The organism is Catenuloplanes nepalensis (assembly GCF_030811575.1).
Classification (GTDB): domain Bacteria; phylum Actinomycetota; class Actinomycetes; order Mycobacteriales; family Micromonosporaceae; genus Catenuloplanes; species Catenuloplanes nepalensis.
The window spans coordinates 2035031-2053620 of sequence record NZ_JAUSRA010000001.1 but is presented as its reverse complement, the minus strand read 5'-3'; the positions used below and the strand labels follow the sequence as shown (position 1 = coordinate 2053620).

Annotated in this window: 6 protein-coding genes; 5 read left to right on the top strand and 1 reads right to left on the bottom strand. The window is 75.9% G+C overall.

Features of this window, described 5'->3' with window-relative positions:
- Positions 1 to 10: 10 nt before the first annotated feature.
- Complete coding sequence (locus J2S43_RS08500; RefSeq protein WP_306828222.1) at positions 11 to 11257, top strand: non-ribosomal peptide synthetase/type I polyketide synthase; 11247 nt, start codon at positions 11 to 13, stop codon at positions 11255 to 11257.
- Between the two features lie 23 nt (positions 11258 to 11280).
- Here the strand turns inward: J2S43_RS08500 and J2S43_RS08495 are convergent, their stop codons facing one another.
- Entirely contained in the window at positions 11281 to 11559 is a 279-nt protein-coding gene (locus tag J2S43_RS08495; protein WP_306828221.1) for a hypothetical protein, read from the bottom strand.
- Between the two features lie 169 nt (positions 11560 to 11728).
- Here J2S43_RS08495 and J2S43_RS08490 point away from each other — a divergent pair, with 169 nt between their 5' ends.
- From J2S43_RS08490 to J2S43_RS08475, 4 genes are all read left to right on the top strand, one after another.
- On the top strand, positions 11729 to 14716 hold the full coding sequence (locus J2S43_RS08490) for a helix-turn-helix transcriptional regulator (protein ID WP_306828220.1): 2988 nt from the start codon (positions 11729 to 11731) through the stop codon (positions 14714 to 14716).
- A 171-nt stretch (positions 14717 to 14887) separates the two neighbouring features.
- Positions 14888 to 15514: a Pvc16 family protein gene (locus tag J2S43_RS08485; RefSeq protein ID WP_306828219.1), complete on the top strand. Its 627-nt coding sequence runs from the start codon at positions 14888 to 14890 to the stop codon at positions 15512 to 15514.
- Positions 15511 to 16245, top strand: coding sequence for a hypothetical protein (locus J2S43_RS08480; protein WP_306828218.1), 735 nt, complete (start codon positions 15511 to 15513; stop codon positions 16243 to 16245). Before J2S43_RS08485 ends, J2S43_RS08480 begins: the two co-directional genes overlap by 4 nt.
- 34 nt (positions 16246 to 16279) lie before the next feature.
- Complete coding sequence (locus tag J2S43_RS08475; RefSeq protein ID WP_306828217.1) at positions 16280 to 18577, top strand: phage tail sheath C-terminal domain-containing protein; 2298 nt, start codon at positions 16280 to 16282, stop codon at positions 18575 to 18577.
- Positions 18578 to 18590 lie beyond the last annotated feature (13 nt).

The following is an 18590-nucleotide window of genomic DNA, read 5'->3' as shown; positions in this document are numbered from 1 at the left end:
AGGTTCGATCATGACGCTGACCGACGTGCTGGTGCTGGCCGCGACCGAGGCACCGGACCAGATGATCGTGCACGCCGACGAGGCCGGTGGCGAACGGGTCACCACCTGCGCCGAGCTCTACCACGACGCCCTGGCCGTCGCCGGTGGACTGCACGAGCGAGGGCTGCGGCCGGGCGACCCGGCACTGCTGATCGTCGAGGACGGCGCCGAATTCCTGCCGCTGTTCTGGGGAGCGGTGTTCGCCGGCGTCGTACCCGTACCGCTGCCGCCCGAACCCGGGCGTGTCGCCGCGGTCGCGGAGCTGCTCGGCGGACCGCCGAGGATCGGTGACGGCGCGCCGGTCCGCGCGGCGCCGCTGCCGGCACCGGTCCCGGTGCACGGCGACGACCTGGCCTTCCTTCAGTTCTCGTCGGGCAGCACCGGCACGCCGAAGGGCGTCGAGCTCACCCACGGCAACGTGGCGGCCAACCTCGAGCAGGCCGCGCGGGCCGCCGTGCTCAGGGCCGACGACGTCGTGGTGACCTGGATGCCGTACTTCCACGACATGGGGTTGATCGGCACCCACCTGGTGCCGCTGCACCGGCGCTGCAAGCAGGTCCGGATCGACCCGATGACCTTCGCCAAGCGGCCGGAGGTGTGGCTGCGCACCGCCGAACGGCACCGGGCGACCGTGCTGTCGGCGGCCAACTTCGCGCTCGCCCTCACCAACCGGCGGGTACGCCCGGAGGTGCTCGACGACCTGGACCTGAGCAGTGTCCGCCTGATGATCGTCGGGGCCGAGCCGATCTCCCCGGCGGTGTGGCGCACCTTCATCGAGCGGATGGCCCGCGCCCGGCTGCGCCCGGAAGCGCCGCAGCCGGTGTACGGCCTGGCCGAGGCGACCGTGGCGGTCACCTGCCCGCCCGTCGGGGAGCCGGCCGTGCCGGTGCGGCTGAGCCGGGCGGCACTCGCGCGTGGCGTCGCGCTGCCGGCCGCCCCGGACGACGCCACGGCGGCCGAGCTGATGGACGTCGGGCATCCCGTGCACGGCTGCGCGATCCGCGTGGTCGACGACGCGGACCAGCCGGTGGACGACAGCATCGTCGGGCACATCCAGGTGCGCGGGCCGAACGTCACCCGCGGCTATCACCGGGCCCCGGAGGCGACCGAGGCCGCGATGATCGACGGCTGGCTGCGTACCGGCGACATCGGTTTTGTCCGCGACGGCCGGTTGTGCGTCACCGGGCGGCACAAGGACGTGGTCTTCGTCCACGGCCGGACCTTCCACGCGGCCGACCTCGAGCAGGTGGCGGCCGCGACGCCCGGACTGGGCAACGGTCCGCTGGCCGTGGTCGGCACCACCGACGGGACGCGGGAACGTGTCGTGGTCTTCCTGAGCACGCCGGCCGTCCGGGACCGGCCGGAGGTGGCCGGCCGGGTGCGGGCGCGGGTGGCGGAGGCGCTGGGCTACGCCGCCGTCGAGGTGCAGGTGGTGCCTTCGGGGGCGTTCGCCCGCACCACCAGCGGCAAACTGCGCCGGCAGGCGCTGCGGGACCGCCTCGGTCCTGCGCCGGACAGCGCGCCGGTGCCGGCGGCTCCCGCCGTCGTCCCGGTCGTGATCGGCGAGCTGGAGAAGACGGTGCGCGCGGTCTGGGCCCGGGTGCTCGACATCCCGGAGGACCGGATCGGCCGGGACGACCGGTTCCTGGCCATCGGGGGAAGCTCGGTGGCGGCCATGGAGGTGCTGGCGCTCCTCGAGGACGCGCTCGGCCGGACCCTGGACCCGGCGCTGCTGCGCGACTGCGCCACCGTCGCCGAGCTGGCCGACCGGCTGTCCCGGCCCGAGCCACCGCGACCGTCCCGCCCCGTCCCGCCCGCCGCTGTGCGGCCGGACGACACCACCGCCACGCGGCCGCACGACACCACCGCCACGCGGCCGCATGACACCACCGCCACGCGGCCGCACGACACCACCGCCACGTGGCCGCACGACACCACCGCCGTGCGGCCGGACCGCGCCGCCGCCGTGCGGCCGGACGACATCGCCGTCGTCGGGATGGCCTGCCGCTTTCCGGACGCCGACACCCCGGAGGGCTTCTGGGCGAACCTGGTCGCCGGCCGCGACAGCGTCACCGAGGGCACCCGGTGGCCGGGTGGCGGGCCGGGTGCCTTCCTGTCCGGCCCGGCCCTGTTCGACGCGGAGTTCTTCGGCATCGGCGCGGACGAGGCGCGGTTGCTCGATCCGCACGCCCGGATCTTCCTCGAACTGGCGCACGAGGCCCTGGAACGGGCCGGCTATGCCGGACCACGCCGGCACGACCACCGGATCGGCGTCTTCGTGGCCGTCGGCGAGAGTGACTACCCGGCGCTGGCGCAGCGGGCCGGAGCGGCCGGCGCGCACGCGCTGACCGGCACCCTGCGCAATCTCGCCGGCGCGCGGGTGGCGCACCTGCTCGACCTGCGCGGCCCGGCGATCGCGATCGACACGGCGTGCTCATCGGCGCTGGTGGCCCTGCACACGGCCCGCCGCGCGCTGGCCGCGGGCGACTGCGACGTGGCCGTGGTCGGCGGCGTCAACCTGAACCTGACCGGAACCGGCGAGCGGCTGCTCGGCGAGGCCCGGGCGCTGTCGCCGTCCGGGCGGTGCCGGGCGTTCGCGGCGGACGCCGACGGGTTCGTGCCGGGCGAGGGCGGCGCGGCCCTGGTCCTCACCCGGATGGGGTACGACCCGGGCGACCGGGTGCTGGCGGTGGTGCGGGGCACGGCCGTCAACAACGACGGCCGGTCGTTGAGCCTGATGGCGCCCAACCCGCTGCGGCAACGGGAGGTGATCGCCGCGGCGTACCGGGACAGCGGCGTGGACCCGGCCGACGTGTCCTACGTCGAGGCCCACGGCACCGGCACCGCGATCGGTGATTCGACCGAGGCGCGCTCGCTGGCCTTCGCGTTTCCGCCCCTGCGGGACGGCCGGCCGAGGCTGCTCGGATCGGTCAAGACGAACGTCGGGCACCTGCTCAACTCGGCCGGGCTGCCGGGCCTGGTCAAGGTGATCCTCGCGTTACGGCACCGGGAGATCCCGCCGTCGCTGCACCACGACCGCCCGTCGCCCCGGTTCGACCTGGCCGGCGCCGGGTTCGAGGTGGTCACGACGCGGCGGTCGTGGACCGGGCCGGCCGTGGCCGGCGTCAACGGCTTCGGGTTCGGTGGCACCAACGCGCACGTGATCCTCGCCGCCGCGCCGCCGCAACGGCCGGTGCCGCGCTCGCGGCGGTCCGGCCCTCATCTGCTCACGCTGTCGGCCCGCACGGAGGTCGCGCTGCGCGCCGCCGCCGAAGAACTGGCCGCGCATCTGCGGACGCACCCGGACCTCGACGAGGCCGACGTGTGCGCGACCGCCTCGACCGCCCGGGACGACGGGCCACAGCGGATGGCGATCGTGGCCGACGGTGACCTCGCCGCCCGGCTGGACGGCGAGCACCGGTCCACCGCGGTGACGAGGACGCCGAAGGTGGCGTTCCTGTTCGGCGGTCAGGGCACCCAGCGGCCGGGACAGGGCGCCGCTCTCTACGCGGAAGCGGCCGTCTTCCGGCGGACGCTCGACGAGCTGTCCACCGCGGCCGGCCCGATCGCCGGACGGACGCTCGTGCAGTGGTGCACGGATCCGTCCGTGCCCGCCGCGGACCTGGAACGCACCGAGATCACCCAGCCCCTGGTGGTCGCGTTCGCCGTCGCGCAGGCGGCACAGCTGCGCGCGTACGGTGTCACGCCGGACGCGGTGGCCGGGCACAGCATCGGTGAGCTCGCCGCCGCGGTGAGCGCGGGCGTCCTGACCGGTGCCGGCGCGGTGCGGCTGGCCGTCGAGCGCGGCCGGTCGACGGCCGAGCTGGCCGAGCCGGGAGCGATGGCAGCGGTCGCGGCCGGCGCCGGCGCCGTGACCGGCGTGCTCAGCGACCGGGTGGTGATCGCCGCCGAGAACGCCGCCGATCGCGTCGTGCTGGCCGGACCGGCGGAGGAACTCGACGAGGCGCTCGCACTGCTCGCCGCGCGGGGCATCGTGGCGCGCCGGCTGGCCGTGTCGCACGCGTTCCACTCCCCCGCCATGCGCCCGGTGGCCGACCGCCTCGCCGGCCTGCGCCCGGACACCGCACCGGCCCGGATTCCGCTGATGAGCACGGTCACCGGTGAGTGGGGCGCGGACTACGACGGCGCCTACCTGGCCGCCGCGGCCGTGCGGCCCGTGCGGTTCGCCGCGGCGGCCGACCGGCTCCGGGAGACCGGCCACGACGCCTTCGTCGAACTCGGCGGACGCGCCACGCTGGCGTCCCTGATGCGCCCTGCACGGGTACGCCAAGCCGGCGCCGGCGCCGCCGCGCTGCTGGCCACCGCGGGATGGCTGTGGCAGCACGGCGTCACCCTGGACCGGTCGATGATGGACGCGGGGACCGCACGCGTGGAACTACCGACGTATCCGTTCCAGCGCCGCCGGTTCTGGGTGGAGACCGCGGCGGTCGCGCCCGTCCTCGCGACGCCGCACTGGGTGACCGCTCCCGCACCGGCCGGCCGGCCGGCAGCCGCCGCGGTCGCCCGCGCCACGGGTTCCGCCGATGAGGCGGTCGCCGCGGTCACGATCATCCGCGCCACGGGCTCCGCGGATGAGGCGGTGACGGCGCTGTCGGCCGCACCGGCGGCCGGGTACCTGCTCCTCGTCACCGAGGACGTGCACGTCACCGGCGCCGGCCGGGAACGGCCCGATCCGGCCCAGGCGGTCTGGATCGGGCTGGCCATGGCCCTGGCCGACGAGAGAGGACAGCTCGGCGTCCGGGTCGTCGACCTCTGCTCGGCCGACGACGCCGATGCGCGACGCGCCGCCGTCGACACCGAGGCCGGCGACCCGCCCGCGCCCGGGGCCGTGGAGGTCGTCGCCTGGCGGGCCGGGCGACGTCTCACCCGCACGTTCACTCCGGCCACCGGCGGGCGGGCGGTGGAACTGCCCGCGGACGGCGGCTACCTGATCGTCGGCGGTGCCGGTGCCGCCGGGGCCGTCGTCGCACGGCACCTGGCGCGCCGGGGCCGGCCCCGGCTGGTGCTGGCCGGCCGGTCCCCCGCACCCTCCGCGCTGCTCGGCGAGCTGCGCGCCCTGGGCGCCACGGTGGAGTACCGGACCGCGGACGTGTCGGTCGCCGCGGACGTGGCCGCGCTGGTCGACGGGTGGACGCCGGACGTGGTGGTGCACGCGGCCGGGATCGTGCGTCCCGGCAGCCTGCGGGCGAAGACGCCGGCGGACGTGGCGGACGTGCTGGCCGCGAAGGTGCGCGGGACGCGACTGCTCACCGAGGCGGTACGCGACCGTCGGCCGCTGATCGTCGCCCTGTCGTCGGTGTCGTCGGTCCTGCCCGGCAAGGCGGGCGCGATCGGCGACTACGCCGCCGGAAACGCCTACCTCGACGCGTTCGCCGCCGCCGAACGGGCCGCGGGCGGCCGGTTCGTCTCGGTCAACCTGCCGGCCCTGGCCGGCGGGCTCGCGGCAGGACGACTGCGCGCCGAGGACGGGCTGCCGCTCGACGCGGTCCCGGAGATCCTGTGGGCCGCGGCCGGTCTGGGCGCCGCCCAGGTGCTGGTGGGCGGGGTCCCCGCCGCCGGCCGCACCACATCCGCACCCGCGAGCCGGGCCGCAGCCACGCCCGCCGACCGGGCCGCCGCCACGCCCGCGGGCCACGCCGGCGCGCCGACAGCCGACCACGACCAGGTGGTGGCGATCGTGCGGGAGCTGCTGGCCGAGCCGCTCGGCCGGGCGCCGGACACGATCGGGCTGGACGAGCCGTTCCTGGCCCTCGGTCTCGACTCACTGACCGCGGTCGACCTGGTCAAGCATCTGGAGTCGCGGCTGGAACGGACGTTGTCGACCACGCTGTTCTTCGAGCACCGCACCCTGGGCGAGCTGGCCCGCCACCTGGCCGGCGGGTCCGCGTTCCGGCTCAGCCCGGTGCAGCAGGCGTTCCGCTCGACCGGGCTGCTCTACCCGCGGGTGCCGGCCTACGCGTACGTGCGGCGGACGCTGACCGGGCCGGTGGAGCCGGACCGGCTGGGGCGGGCGCTGGCCGCGCTGGAACGGCGGCATCCCATGCTGCGCATGCGTTTCGGGCCGGAGGGGCAGCACATCACCGCCCCGGGCGAGGGCGTGCCCGGATGGTTCACCGTAACCACGCTCGACACGCCGATCGAGGAGTTCGAGACCGCGCTGCGGAATCGCACCTTCGACCTGACCCGGGAGGCCCCGGTGCGCGCGGTCCTGGCGGTCGACGGGCCGGACCGGGCGCATCTGATGCTGGTGGCGCACCACGCCGCCGTCGACGGCTACAGCCTGGCGATCCTCGGCGGCGAACTCGACGCGCTCGGCGCGGGCCTCGACCTGCCGGCCGCACCGGCCGCCGGGTTCGCCGATCACGAAGCCGTGCGGGCGGAGGCGTCCGAGGCCGACCTCGCGTACTGGCGGGAGACACTGGCGGCGTACCCCGGACTGGCTCTGCCCTTCGACGGGGATCCGGCGGCGGCGCCGGTTCCTCCGTACGCGCTGCATCAGGTGTCGGTGAGCCCCGAGCTGACCGCCCGGCTCGCCGCGGAGGCCCGCGCGGCCGGTGTGACGCTGTTCCATCTGCTACTCGCCGGCTATGTCCGGTGCCTGTCCCGGTGGAGCGGCCAGACCCGGGTGCCGGTGGCGGTGGCCCGCGCCGGCCGCACCGCGCGGGTGCCCGGGGTGGAGCGGATGGTGGGCCCGTTCGCGGACACCCTGCCGGTGCTCGCCGAGGTGCATCCCGGCGAGCCGGTGGCCGTGCTCGCCGGCCGGCTGCGCGACGCGTGGCTGCTCAGCGAGCGGCACGGTTCGGTCTCCACGGTGGACCTGGCCAGGATGCTGGCCGTCGGCGGCGAAGGTCCGCGGACCGCCGGCCCGGCGTCGTTCAGCTTCGCCCGCTTTCCCGGTGCCGGCGCGACCGGCAGCACCGTGGCGGCCACGGTCGCCGGCAGCGCATCGGCCGCGACGCGCCTGAGCCTGGTGTGTTTCGAGGCGCACGGCACCCTGCACTTCTCGTGGAACTATCCGGCGGGGCTGTTCGAGGCGCGAACCGTCGCACGCCTCGCCGCCGACCATCTGGCGTCGCTCACCGAGGAGCACTTGGCGGTCGAGAAGCACCTGCCGGCCGAAGAGTGCCTGGCGTCGCCTGCCGAGGAGCGGGCGGCCGAGCCGGCCGGCGGGCCGACGGCCGTGGCGGAGCGGATCTGGCGGCAGTGTCGCCGGACCCCGGCGGCGACCGCGGTGCTGACCGACGGCGTGCCACTGTCCTACGCCGAGCTCGACGCCGCCTCCGACCGGCTCGCGGCCCGGCTGGCCACGCACGGGGACCGGCGGATCGGCCTGCTGACCGGTCCCGGGGCGCACACCGTGGTGGGCCTGGTGGCGATCCTGAAGGCCGGAGCGGCCTGGGTGCCGCTGGACGCCTCCCACCCGCCGGCGCGGCTCGCCGGGCAGCTGCGGCGGGCCGGAGCCCGCGTCGTCGTCCACGATGACGCGCACGCCGCCGTACTGGACGGATTCACACTGATCGGCACGCGCGACGGGGTGGACTCCGCACCACCGGCGGTGTCCACCGGCCCGGACGACGACGCGTACGTCATCTTCACCTCCGGATCGACGGGACGGCCCAAGGGCGTCGTGATCAGCCACCGCGCCATGACCAACTATCTGGACTGGACCATCGCGACCTTCGGCTACCGTGCCGGTGACCGCTTGGCGCAGACCGCCTCCATCGGCTTCGACGCCTCCGTCCGCCAACTGCTCGCGCCGCTGCTCGTGGGCGCGACCGTCGTCGCCTGGGACCGCGACACGGTCCGTGACCCGGACCTGCTGCTGTCGCGGGTCGAACGTGACCGGATCACGGTGTGGAGCTCGGTGCCCACGCTGTGGGAACGGCTGATCGGGGCGGCCGAGCGACGGCCGCGACGGCCCGATCTGGAATCGCTGCGCTGGGTGCATGTCGGCGGGGAGGAACTGTCCGCCGCGCACGTGCGGCGCTGGTTCGACCTGGCCGGGCCGGACCGGCCGGTCGCGAACCTGTACGGCCCCACGGAGACGACGATCAACGCCACCTGCCACGTCGTGCGCGAGCGGCCGGGTGACGACGCCGTGCACCTGCCGATCGGGCGGCCGGTCGGCGGGGCGATCGTCGAGGTGCTCGGCCCGGACGGACTCGCGTGCGCGCCCGGCGAGGTCGGGGAGATCTACATCGGCGGTGCCGGCGTGGCGGCCGGATACCTCGACGACGAGGAGCAGACCGCGGCGGTCTTCCTCGACCGGGACGGCACGCGCTGGTACCGCAGCGGCGACCGCGGGGTCCGGGACGAGTTCGGGGTGCTGTGGTTCCGTGGCCGGGTCGACGACCAGATCAAGCTGCACGGGCACCGCATCGAGCCGGGCGAGATCGAGGCGGTGTTGCGCGGCCATCCGGGAGTCGACGGCGCCGCCGTGCGACTCGACGGCGGCCGGCTGACGGCCTGGGTGCGGGCGCGTGGCGCGGTCCCGCCGACCGGCGCCGAGCTGCGGGCCCACCTCGAGCGGCTGGTGCCGCCCTATCTCGTACCGGCACGCATCGAGGTCGTCGGCGCGCTGCCGCTCACGCCCACCGGCAAGGTGGACCGGGCCGTTCTGGGCTCCGGCGAGGTGGACCGGGCCGTTCTCGGGGCCGCGCCGCACGATGAGCCCGGCACCGAGCCCGTCACCGCCACGGAACGGCTGGTCGCCCGCGTCTGGGCGGAGCGGCTCGGCGTACCCCGGGTGGGGCGCGACGACGACTATTTCGCGCTCGGCGGCGACTCGATCGGCGCCCTGGACCTGTTCGCCGACCTGGCACGGCACCTGCCGGTGCTGCCCCGGCCGACCGTGATCTACCGGCACCGCACGCCGGCCACGCTCGCCGCCGCGATCGACGCCACCATCGACGCCGCGGGTCAGGCACCACGACCGCCGGCTCCGTCGTCGGCGGCGGCCGGGCAGGAGTTCCCGCTCAGCCCGAGTCAGCGTGGTTTCCTGCTGGCCGACGTGGCCGGCGCGGCCACGACCTGGCTGGCGACCCCACGCCTGCACGGCCCGCTCGACCGGGAACGGTTCCAGCGCGCGGTCGACGAGCTGGTCGCCCGGCATCCCATGCTCCGTACGGTGTTCCGGACCGACGCCCGCCCACCGGCGCAGTACGAGCTGCCCGGGACCCCGCGCCTGATCGTCGAGTACGACGCGGCGCCGCGGTCGCTCGGCGACGAGGTGGCCGACGAGCGGGCACACCGGTTCGATCCGGCACGGTGGCCGCTGGTGCGGATGCGGCTGCTGCGGGCCGGGCCCGAGGAGCACGTGCTGATGCTGCACGCCCACCACCTGATCGGGGACGGCTACAGCATGGCGCTGCTGACCCGTGAGCTGATGGCGGCCTACGACGGAGACCCGCTGCCGCCGCTGACGTCCACCTTCCGCGACTACGTGTCGCTGCACCAGGAGCTGATACCGACGCCGGTCGCCAACGATCACGCTGTCTTCGGGCCGGTCACCACCACCGGGTTCACCCTGGGCGAGGAGGTGACTGCCCGGCTGCGGACCGCCGCGTCGCGAGCGGGGGTGACGCCGTTCGTACCGATCCTGGCGGCCTTCCACCGCGCTCTGGCCGACGCGTCCGGCGAGCCGGAGCCGACGGTCGGCGTGGCGGTGACCGGCCGCGATCACGCCCTGCCCGATCTCGGGCGGATCTTCGGGCCGTGCGCCACCGCCGTCGCGGTCCGCTCCGCCGGCAACGACCTCGGCGGGCTGGCCGCCGAGGTCACCGACGCGCGCACGCGGACCTTCACCGCCCCACACGGCTGGCGGTTCTTCTTCACCTACCTCGACTTCGACGCTCTCGGCACGCCGAGCGGCCGGACGCTGCGCCTGTCGTGGGCCGGCGAGGACGCCGACCTGGCCGTCCCGCCCGGCACCGAGGTGCTGCTGGCCGTGCGCCCGGCCGGCGGCCGGCTGCGGGTCACCGTGCGCGGCCGGCTCGGGGCGGACCGGCTGCAACGGCTGGCCGCGGACCTCGAGGCCCGGTTGCGGCCGGCCGGCGCACCGGGGCCGCGGTCGCGGACCCGGCACCTCGAGGCGGCACTGGTCGGCTACCTCCCGGCTCCGGCCGATCTGCTGGCCCTGGCCCCGGAAACGGTACGTCAGGCACTGCCCGGCCTCGACCGGGAATCGGTGCGGGCGGCGGTGTTCCCCGGTGGCCGGCCGCGGCTGCTGGAGACCGTGACGACCGCGCTCGGCCGGTCCGGATTCGTCTGCCTGCCGCGCTTCGCCGACGAGCTGACCGCGCCGAACCTGGCCGAGGACAGCGCCGCGGCCGCGGACCTGGCCGCGTCGCTGGGAGCGCGCAGCGTCTCGCTCGCCGGGATGATCCCCGCCCACACCGGGTACGGCGCCGCCGTGGCGCCTCTGGTGCGGTCCGCAGCCCGGATCACCACCGGGCACGCCGTGACCGCCGCGTCCGTGGTGCTCACCACGCTGTCCGCGGTGGCGCACCGGGGCCGGCCGCTGTCCGGCAGCGTGCTGGCCGTGCTGGGCGTCGGCTCGATCGGGGAGTCCTCGCTGCGGCTCCTGCTCAGCCGGGCCGGTACGGCGCCCGCCGGGCTCATCCTGTGTGATCTCCCGGCCGCCGCCGGCCGCCTGGGCGCGCTGGCGGCGACACTGCGCGCGGACGGCTACACCGGCCACATCGAGATCGGCACCAGCGGCCCCGGCCCCGTCTACGACGCCGACGTGATCATGGCGGCGACCAGTGGCGGACCGCGCACCCTCGACGTGGACCGGCTGCGGCCGGGCACCGTCCTCGTCGACGACTCGTTTCCGCACTGCTTCGACACCGCACGGGCCCTCGCCCGGATGCGCCGGCAGCAGGACGTCCTGATCGTGGGCGGCGGGCTGCTCGACGCCGGCCCGACGACGCGGGAGCCGGCCGAGGGCCTGCCGGCCGACGTCCGCCCGGCCGCGCTCGGCGTGGCATCGTGCCGGCTGGAGTCGCTGCTGCACGCCGCCGGCCCGCACCTGCCCGCGGTGCTCGGCCCGGTCCACGCCGACCTGGCCGCGGCGTACTGGGACGCCCTCGTCGCCGCCGGCGTCACGGCCGCGCCACTGCACCTGCTCGACCACCGCGCCGGCCCGCCGAACCCCGGCACGCCGGAAGGCCGTCCCGGACCTGGATCGGCCGCGTGATCGGTGGCCGGGGCCGCCGCCGGTCAGCCGTGCGGGTCGATCGTCACGTCCGTGAAGGCGACGTGGACCGGGCCGTCGCTCGAGCGGGTGACGCCCAGGCCGACCACACCGTCACCGGACGCCGTCACGCTGGTCGACCCGGTCAGCAGAGGCTCGCCGTCGAATTCGACGGTGACCCGGCCGCCGGTCTGCGTCATGGCCACCCGGTGTGCGTTGCCGACCTCCAGGCTGTCGATGGGCCGGAACACGAAGCCGATCATCGCGACCGCCACCAGAATCCCGATCCAGACAGGCTTCTTCATCACACCGTCCACCCAGGAGCGTCACACCGCGCCGGCTCATGATGACAGCCGTTGTCGACGCCCCACGTCAGCATCGGTGGATCGCGCGCCGGGCGGCGCGTACCTCTTCGGTGCTGGGTGTCCGGAATCCACCAGAAGTGGGGAGCTTCCGCGATATAGAGTCGGGTCCATGCGAACGGGGGAAGCCCCGCTGTTGGAGGGACGTTCGCGGGAGTGCCGGGAGATCGACCGGGTTATCGACGGCCTGACGACCGGCGCGGGAGGGGCCCTCCTGCTGGTCGGGGAAACGGGGATCGGCAAGAGCGCGCTGCTGCGGTACGCCGCCGCGCGCGGATCCGGGCTGCGGACGCTGGCGGCCTGCGGTGTCAGCGCGGAGTCCGAGCTGCGCTTCGCCGGACTGCACGAGCTGCTCGGGCCGCTGCTGGACCGGCTGTCCGGCATTCCGGCGCGGCAGCGGGAGGCGCTGGCGGCCGGGTTCGCGATGTCGCCGCGCACCACCGACGACGACCTGGCGATCGGCGCGGGAACGCTCGGCCTGCTCGCGACCGCCGCGCCGGCGCTGGTGATCGTGGACGATCTGCACCGGTGGGACGACGTCTCCCGGCAGGCGCTGCTGTTCGCGGCGCGGCGGGCGGCACGGCACCGGCTCGGCATGATCATGACCAGTGTGGACGGGTGTGAGTGCGGCGTACCGGCGATGACGATCACGCCGCTCGGGCCGGCCGCCAGCCGGCGGGCGCTGCGGGCCGCCGCGCCCGGGCCGGTCGCGGCGAGCGTCCTCGACGTGCTCGCCACCGCCGCGGAAGGGCTGCCGCTGGCGCTCGGTGAGCTGCCCGGGCTGCTCACCGCCGCGCAGCTGGCCGGTGAGGAGCCGCTGCCGGACCCGCCGCCGGTCGGTGACGGTGTGCGCGCGGCCGTCGCGCCCCGGGTGCGGGGATATCCGGCCGGGACCAGGGCCGCGCTCGCGGTCGCGGCCGCCGCCGGGCCGGTCGGCATCGGCGCGACCGTCGCGGCGCTGGCGGCGGTCGGGCTGTCCCCGGACACGCTGGAGGCCGCCGAGGCCGCGGGCGAGGTCGAGGTCGGCGGCGAGGGGGTGGCGTTCCGGCACCCGCTGGTGCGCGCGGTGGCGTACCGGGAGGCGACGCTCGGTGAGCGCCGCACCGCGCATCGTGCGCTGGCCGGCGTCACCGGTGGCATCGAACGGGCCTGGCATCTCGGGCTCGCGGCGGTCGGCGCGGACGAGGTGGCGGCGGCCGCGCTGGAGGAGGCCGCGCGCGGCGGTGAGGTGGTCGCGGGCCGAGCCGCGCAGCTCGCGGCCCGCGCGGCCGAACTCAGCGGCGACGACGCGGCACGTGCCCGGCGGACGCTGCTGGCCGGCGAGTCGTGGCAGCTCGCCGGCGCGTGCGGGCCGGCGCGGGCCGCGTTCGGCCGGGCCGCGGCGCTGACCCGGGATCTGACGGTGCGCGCCCGGGCGATCGGCGGGCTCGCGCGGGCGGATGCGCTGGCCGGCCGGCCTGCGGCCGCGCACCGGGTGCTGGAGCGGGAAGCAGCGAGGGTACGAGGGAGCGCGCCGGACCTGGCGGCGGTGCTGCTGCTGGACGCGAGCTGGTACGCGGGCCTGGCCGGCGACGCGGACGCGGCGCTGTCCGACGCGAGGTGGGCGGCGCGGGCCGGGTCGCTGCACGGTGCGTCCGTGGTGCGGCAGGCGGCGGTGCTGGCCGGGCGCGGCGAGATCGCGGAGGCCCGGGCGCTGTGGCAGGCCGTACCGGGGCAGGACGGTGTGTCCGGGACGTGGTGGCGGGACGTGGACCGGTCGATGCTGCTGGCCCGGCTCGGGCTGGTGGACGACGCACGGCGGCTGCTGAACGAGGCGGCGGACGAGGCGCGGGCGCGGGGCGCGTGGGGGGTGCTGGCCGGAGTGCTGGTCGCCCGGAGTCAGATCGCGCTGGGTTCGGGGGCGTGGGGTGCTGCGGAGGCGGACGCGGAGGCGGCGTTGTGGATCGCGGCACCCGCGATCGCGGCGGTGTCGCCGCCGCTGGCCGGTTTCGCGATGTCGTCGGCGTCCGCGCTGTCCCCCGCGCTCGCCGGATCCCCGTCGTCGCCTTCGGGTCTCGTGCCGTCCGCGGGGTTCGAGCGACCTCCGGGGATGGGCACGGACGCGGAGGCGCAGTGGGCGGACGCCGGGTCGGCGCTGGTGGTGCTGGCCCGGCTGGCGGCGGTGCGTGGACGGCAGGACGTGTGCGAATGGTTGCTGGCCGCCGCGCGCGGCATCGACGCGACGAGCGGGCTGGCCGGGCTCGGTGGCGCGATCGACGCGGCCGCCGGGCTGCTGGAGCTGACGATGGGTGACCCGGCGGTCGCGGCCGGGCGGCTGCGCCTGGTGCTGCGGCGGGTCGAGGCCGGGTCGGCGCCGGATCCGGGTTGCGGCGCGTGGCTGTCCGACCTGGTCGAGGCCACGGTCGCGGCGGGGCTGCGCACCGACGCCATACGGATGCTCGCCGCCGCCCGGCGCTGCGGCGCGGCCACCCGCCTGCCCTACGCCGGATCGGCGCGCTGCACGGCACTGCTGGCCGGCGACGACGCGGAGGCGGAGGTGGCGTTCGGGCGGGCGGTCACCGGTGAGCAGCCGCCGTTCGAGCGGGGGCGGTCGCTGCTGTGCTTCGGGCGGTGGCTGCGGGAGCGGGGGCGCGCGGAACGGGCCGTGGAGACGCTGCGGGAGGCGCGGGCGGTGTTCGCGGCGCTCGACGTGCCGGACTGGTGCGACCGGGCCGAGCTGGAGCTGAAGCAGGAGACGCAAGCTCCGGCGACGATCGGGGCCGGGGAGATCGCGCCGGCGCGGGACGGGGAGCGGGCCGCGATCTCCGCCGGGCGGCCGGCCGGCCGGGGTGTGGACGACCCGGGTGCCGACGGACCGGGTGCGGAGGCCGGTGCGGTGCGGGGTGGTTCGCGGTGGAGCACGCTGACCGCGCAGGAGCGGCGGGTCGCGATGCTGGTCGGGCGCGGTGCCACCAACCGGGAGGCGGCGAAGGAGCTGTTCCTCAGCCCGAAGACGATCGAGTTCCACCTGCGTGGCGTCTACCGCAAGCTGGGCGTCCGGTCGCGGGCGGAGCTGGCGCTGCTGGTCGGTGAGGACCGTCTGCGCGACCGGCGCGGCTGAATCCCTTGGCACGTCTTCGCTGGTCGAGCGCGCCCTGCATAGGTAGAGACGCTACCTAGGGAAATGCCTCCTGGGGTGGCGGCCTAGGGACTTCATCGGCGTGCGGCGGGCCGACTCGGGCCTACCGTGACGGCGAGCCCGAGGCCGGTTTCGAAGCATGGGGGAGGTGCCGTGGGCGACTTCACCGTGATCGGCGACGTGTCGTCGATCCTCGCGCGCCGGCTCGAGGCCGCCGTGCTCAAGGTGACGCCGAACGGCGCGGTCCGGCTGTGGGATCCGGCCGATGACACCAACCGGCCGGTCGAGCCGCTGCTGACCGTCTTCCTCTACGAGATCGCGGAGGATGCCGCCTCGCGGAACCGGCCGTTCACGCGCACCGAGCCGGTCCTCCGGGGCGAGCCCGCGCGGAACCGGAAGCCGCCGATGGCGCTGTCCCTGCGCTACCTGATCACCGCGTGGAACGGTGACCCGGTCACCCAGCACCGGATGCTCGGCTGCGCGCTGCAGACGCTCTACGACGACGCGATCTTCGACGGCACCGAGCTGATCGGCAGCCTGGCCGGGAGCGCGGACACGATGGCCGTGACGCTGACGCAGCTGACGCTGGACCAGAAGTCCTACGTCTGGTTCGCCCTGCAGAAGCCGTTCCGGCTGTCGCTCAACTACGAGGTCCGCGTGGTCAATCTCGAGTCCACGGTGGAGACGGCCGCGGCGCCGGTCACCTCGCGCACGCTGGTCACGGGCGTGACCGACCCGGCTCCGGTCGGCGGCGTCTCCGGGCTGGTGAGGCCGCGATGATCGTGCGGAGCCTGACCGGTGCGGTGACCCGGCTGCTGGTGAGCCCGGCCTGGTTCGTGCCGGTCGACGACTTCTGGGGACGCCGGTCGGTGCCCGGCCTCGCGGTCGCGCTCGACCGGTGGGACGGCGCCGGGTGGCGGCCGTCCGACGCGCGACCGGCGGTGACGCCCGGCGGCGTGATCGCCTTCCCTGGACTGGGCCGGCGCCGCGACCCGGCCGGCGCGGAGCCGGAGCTGTTCCGGGCGCGGTTCACCGCGGCCGGATACCGGCCGCTCTACCCGCCGGACGACGAGCCGTTCGACGCCACCCACCTGGGCCGGGAGTTCCTGGCGCACCCCTACGACGACCTGCGCCCGCCCGAGGTGGCCGCGGAGCCGGAGACGGTCCCGTTCCTGGTGGCCAGGGCGTACCCGCACTCGGCGAACACCCGACTGCTGCGCGGCCTGGCCCGGCGCGCGGACGGCACCGGCGTGGCGAACGCACTGGTCGAGGCCGCCGGGCAGACCGCGGACGGCCTGCGGGCCTGGCGTGAGCGGACGCTCTGCGACGACGACGGGACGTTCCGGCTGCCGCTGCGCTGGCCGGGCAGGCCGGCCGGGGGTCTCGCCCCGGCCGGCGCGGAGATCTTCACGCTCACCGCCACCGAGCGGCGGGGCCGGACCGGGCAGGTCGATGTCGAGCTGCCCGGCGGGCTGGGCCGCACCCACGTGATCGAGATCAGCGGCCCATGAGTGACCGGCCGCGGAACGCATTCGAGGAGCCGCCATGCCCGAGTACCTGAGTCCCGGCGTCTACGTCGAGGAGATCGACGCGGGGCCCCGGCCGATCGCCGGTGTCGGCACCAGCACCGCCGGCTTCGTCGGCGTGACCGCCCGCGGCCCGGCCGCCGGGAAACCGCAGCTGGTGACCACATTCCTGGAGTTCCAGCGCACGTTCGGCGGTTACCTGCCCGCACCGGACGCGGAGTCGGCCGCGCGCTGGGCCGGTGACGCGGACGAGGGCGGCCGGTGGTGGACGTTCCCGCACTCGGTCAAGGGCTTCTTCGACAACGGCGGCCAGCGGCTGTACGTCAAGCGCGTGGTCAGCGCCGGGGCGGTGGCCGCCACCCGCCGGCTGGGGCTCGGCCTGGTGACCGAGGTCGTCCGGGACGCCGCACGCGACGCGACCGAGGTGTCGGTCCGGCACCTGCTCGGCTTCGCCGGCGTGGGCACGCCGATCGAGGTGGTCACGCTCGGGCTGAACGAGAACGGCGAGCCCGCCGAGGTCGTGCAGGCCACCACGATCGCGGGGTACGACGCGGCCGCCTCCCGGCTGACGCTGGCCGATCCGCTGCCGGACGGGCTGCGCGCCTCCCGCGGCGACTTCATCCGCGCGGCCGGGGCCGGCGAGACGCACGCGCTCACGGTCGAGGCGGTCAGCCCCGGCGCCTGGGGACAGAACGTGCAGGTCCGGGCGCGCCCGGTCGTGGCCGCGTCGCTGCCGCTGCTGGCCGATCCGGGTGAGGGCGCGGCGTTCACCACCCGGCTGCTGGCCGACGCAGGTTCCGCGACCAACACGGCCGAGGTCGACGGCGCCGGCCTGGACCCGCCGGACGGCCCGCTCTGGGTGGTGATCGGCGGTGCGCGATACGAGGTGACCGCGTCCCGGGCCGCCGGGCAGAACGACGGCCCGGTCACGCTCACGTTCGCCGGTGAGCACCCGGACTTCGCGGCCGGCACCGTGGTGCGCCGGATTCGGCGGGCGACCGCGGACGACCGGCCCTCGGTCGGCGCGGCCGGCGCCGGGCGGCTCTATCCGGGCGCGATCGTGCAGGCCGACAACGGCACCCGCCCGGTGGTGCGCACGGTGCGGACCATCGGCCCGGACACGCTGACGTTCGACCCGCCGCTGACCGGCCCGCTGTTCGAGGGCGACCGGCTCGTGCTGATCGAGGGCGAGGTCGCGGTGCGCGCCGTCGACCCGGTCTCCGGCGAGGTGACCGAGGAGACGTTCCCGAACCTGCGGCTCGACGGCGACGAGCGGCTCGGCCTGGCCTCCGTGCTGGCCTCCCGCTCCGCGCTGGTCCGGGCGACCACCGGCGCCGACGGCCTGGTCCGGGTGCCGACCGCGGACGGCGATTCGCTGCTGCTGGCCTCGACCGGCGGCTGGGTCCCGCTGTCCGGCGGCGATGACGGGCTGGCCACGCTGTCCCCGGCGGACTTCGCCGGCGTGGACGGCGGCAGCGGCGCCCGCACCGGCGTCGTGGCGCTGGAGGACGTCGACGAGATCGCGATCGTGGCCGTGCCCGGCATCTGGGCCGGCAGCGTGCAGTCCGCGCTGATCACGCACTGCGAGTTCCTGAAGGACCGGTTCGCGATCCTGGACCCGCGGGACGGGCTGAGCATCGAGGGCGTCCAGGAGTTCCGGGAGCCGTTCGACACCTCCTACGCCGCGCTGTACTACCCATGGCTGGTCGCGCCGGACCCGGTGACCGGCGGCGACGTGGAACTGCCGCCGTCCGGGCACCTGGCCGGGATCTATGCGCGGGTCGACGTGGAGCGGGGCGTGCACAAGGCCCCGGCGAACGCGATCGTGCGCGGCATCCGGCTGCGGGACGGTCTCGCGCAGGACGTCACGCGCCGCCACCAGGACCTGCTGAACCCGCGCGGGATCAACGCGCTGCGCTTCTTCCCCGGGCAGGGCCATCGGGTGTGGGGCGCGCGCACGCTGTCGGCGGACCCGGCCTGGCGGTACATCAACGTGCGGCGGCTGTTCCTGTTCATCGAGGAGTCGATCGACGAGGGCACCCAGTGGGTCGTCTTCGAGCCGAACGCGGAACCGCTGTGGGCGCTGGTCAAGCAGACCGTGGAGAACTTCCTCGGCACGGTCTGGCGCAGCGGCGCGCTCGCCGGGACCACTCAGGACGAGGCGTTCTTCGTCGCCTGCGACCGCACCACGATGACCGAGGACGACATCCTCAACGGCCGCCTGGTCTGCGTGGTCGGTGTGGCGCCGGTCCGGCCCGCCGAGTTCGTCATCTTCCGTATCCACCAGCAGACCCGCGAGTCCCAGCTCGCCGCCTGAGCGCTCCGACGGA

What these genes read in the sequence shown, in the direction of transcription:
- J2S43_RS08475 (WP_306828217.1), top strand. Translation starts at nt 16,280, where the DNA reads ATGCCCGAGTACCTGAGTCCCGGCGTCTACGTCGAGGAGATCGACGCG.
- J2S43_RS08495 (WP_306828221.1), bottom strand. Translation starts at nt 11,559, where the DNA reads ATGAAGAAGCCTGTCTGGATCGGGATTCTGGTGGCGGTCGCGATGATC.
- J2S43_RS08480 (WP_306828218.1), top strand. Translation starts at nt 15,511, where the DNA reads ATGATCGTGCGGAGCCTGACCGGTGCGGTGACCCGGCTGCTGGTGAGC.
- J2S43_RS08490 (WP_306828220.1), top strand. Translation starts at nt 11,729, where the DNA reads ATGCGAACGGGGGAAGCCCCGCTGTTGGAGGGACGTTCGCGGGAGTGC.
- J2S43_RS08500 (WP_306828222.1), top strand. Translation starts at nt 11, where the DNA reads ATGACGCTGACCGACGTGCTGGTGCTGGCCGCGACCGAGGCACCGGAC.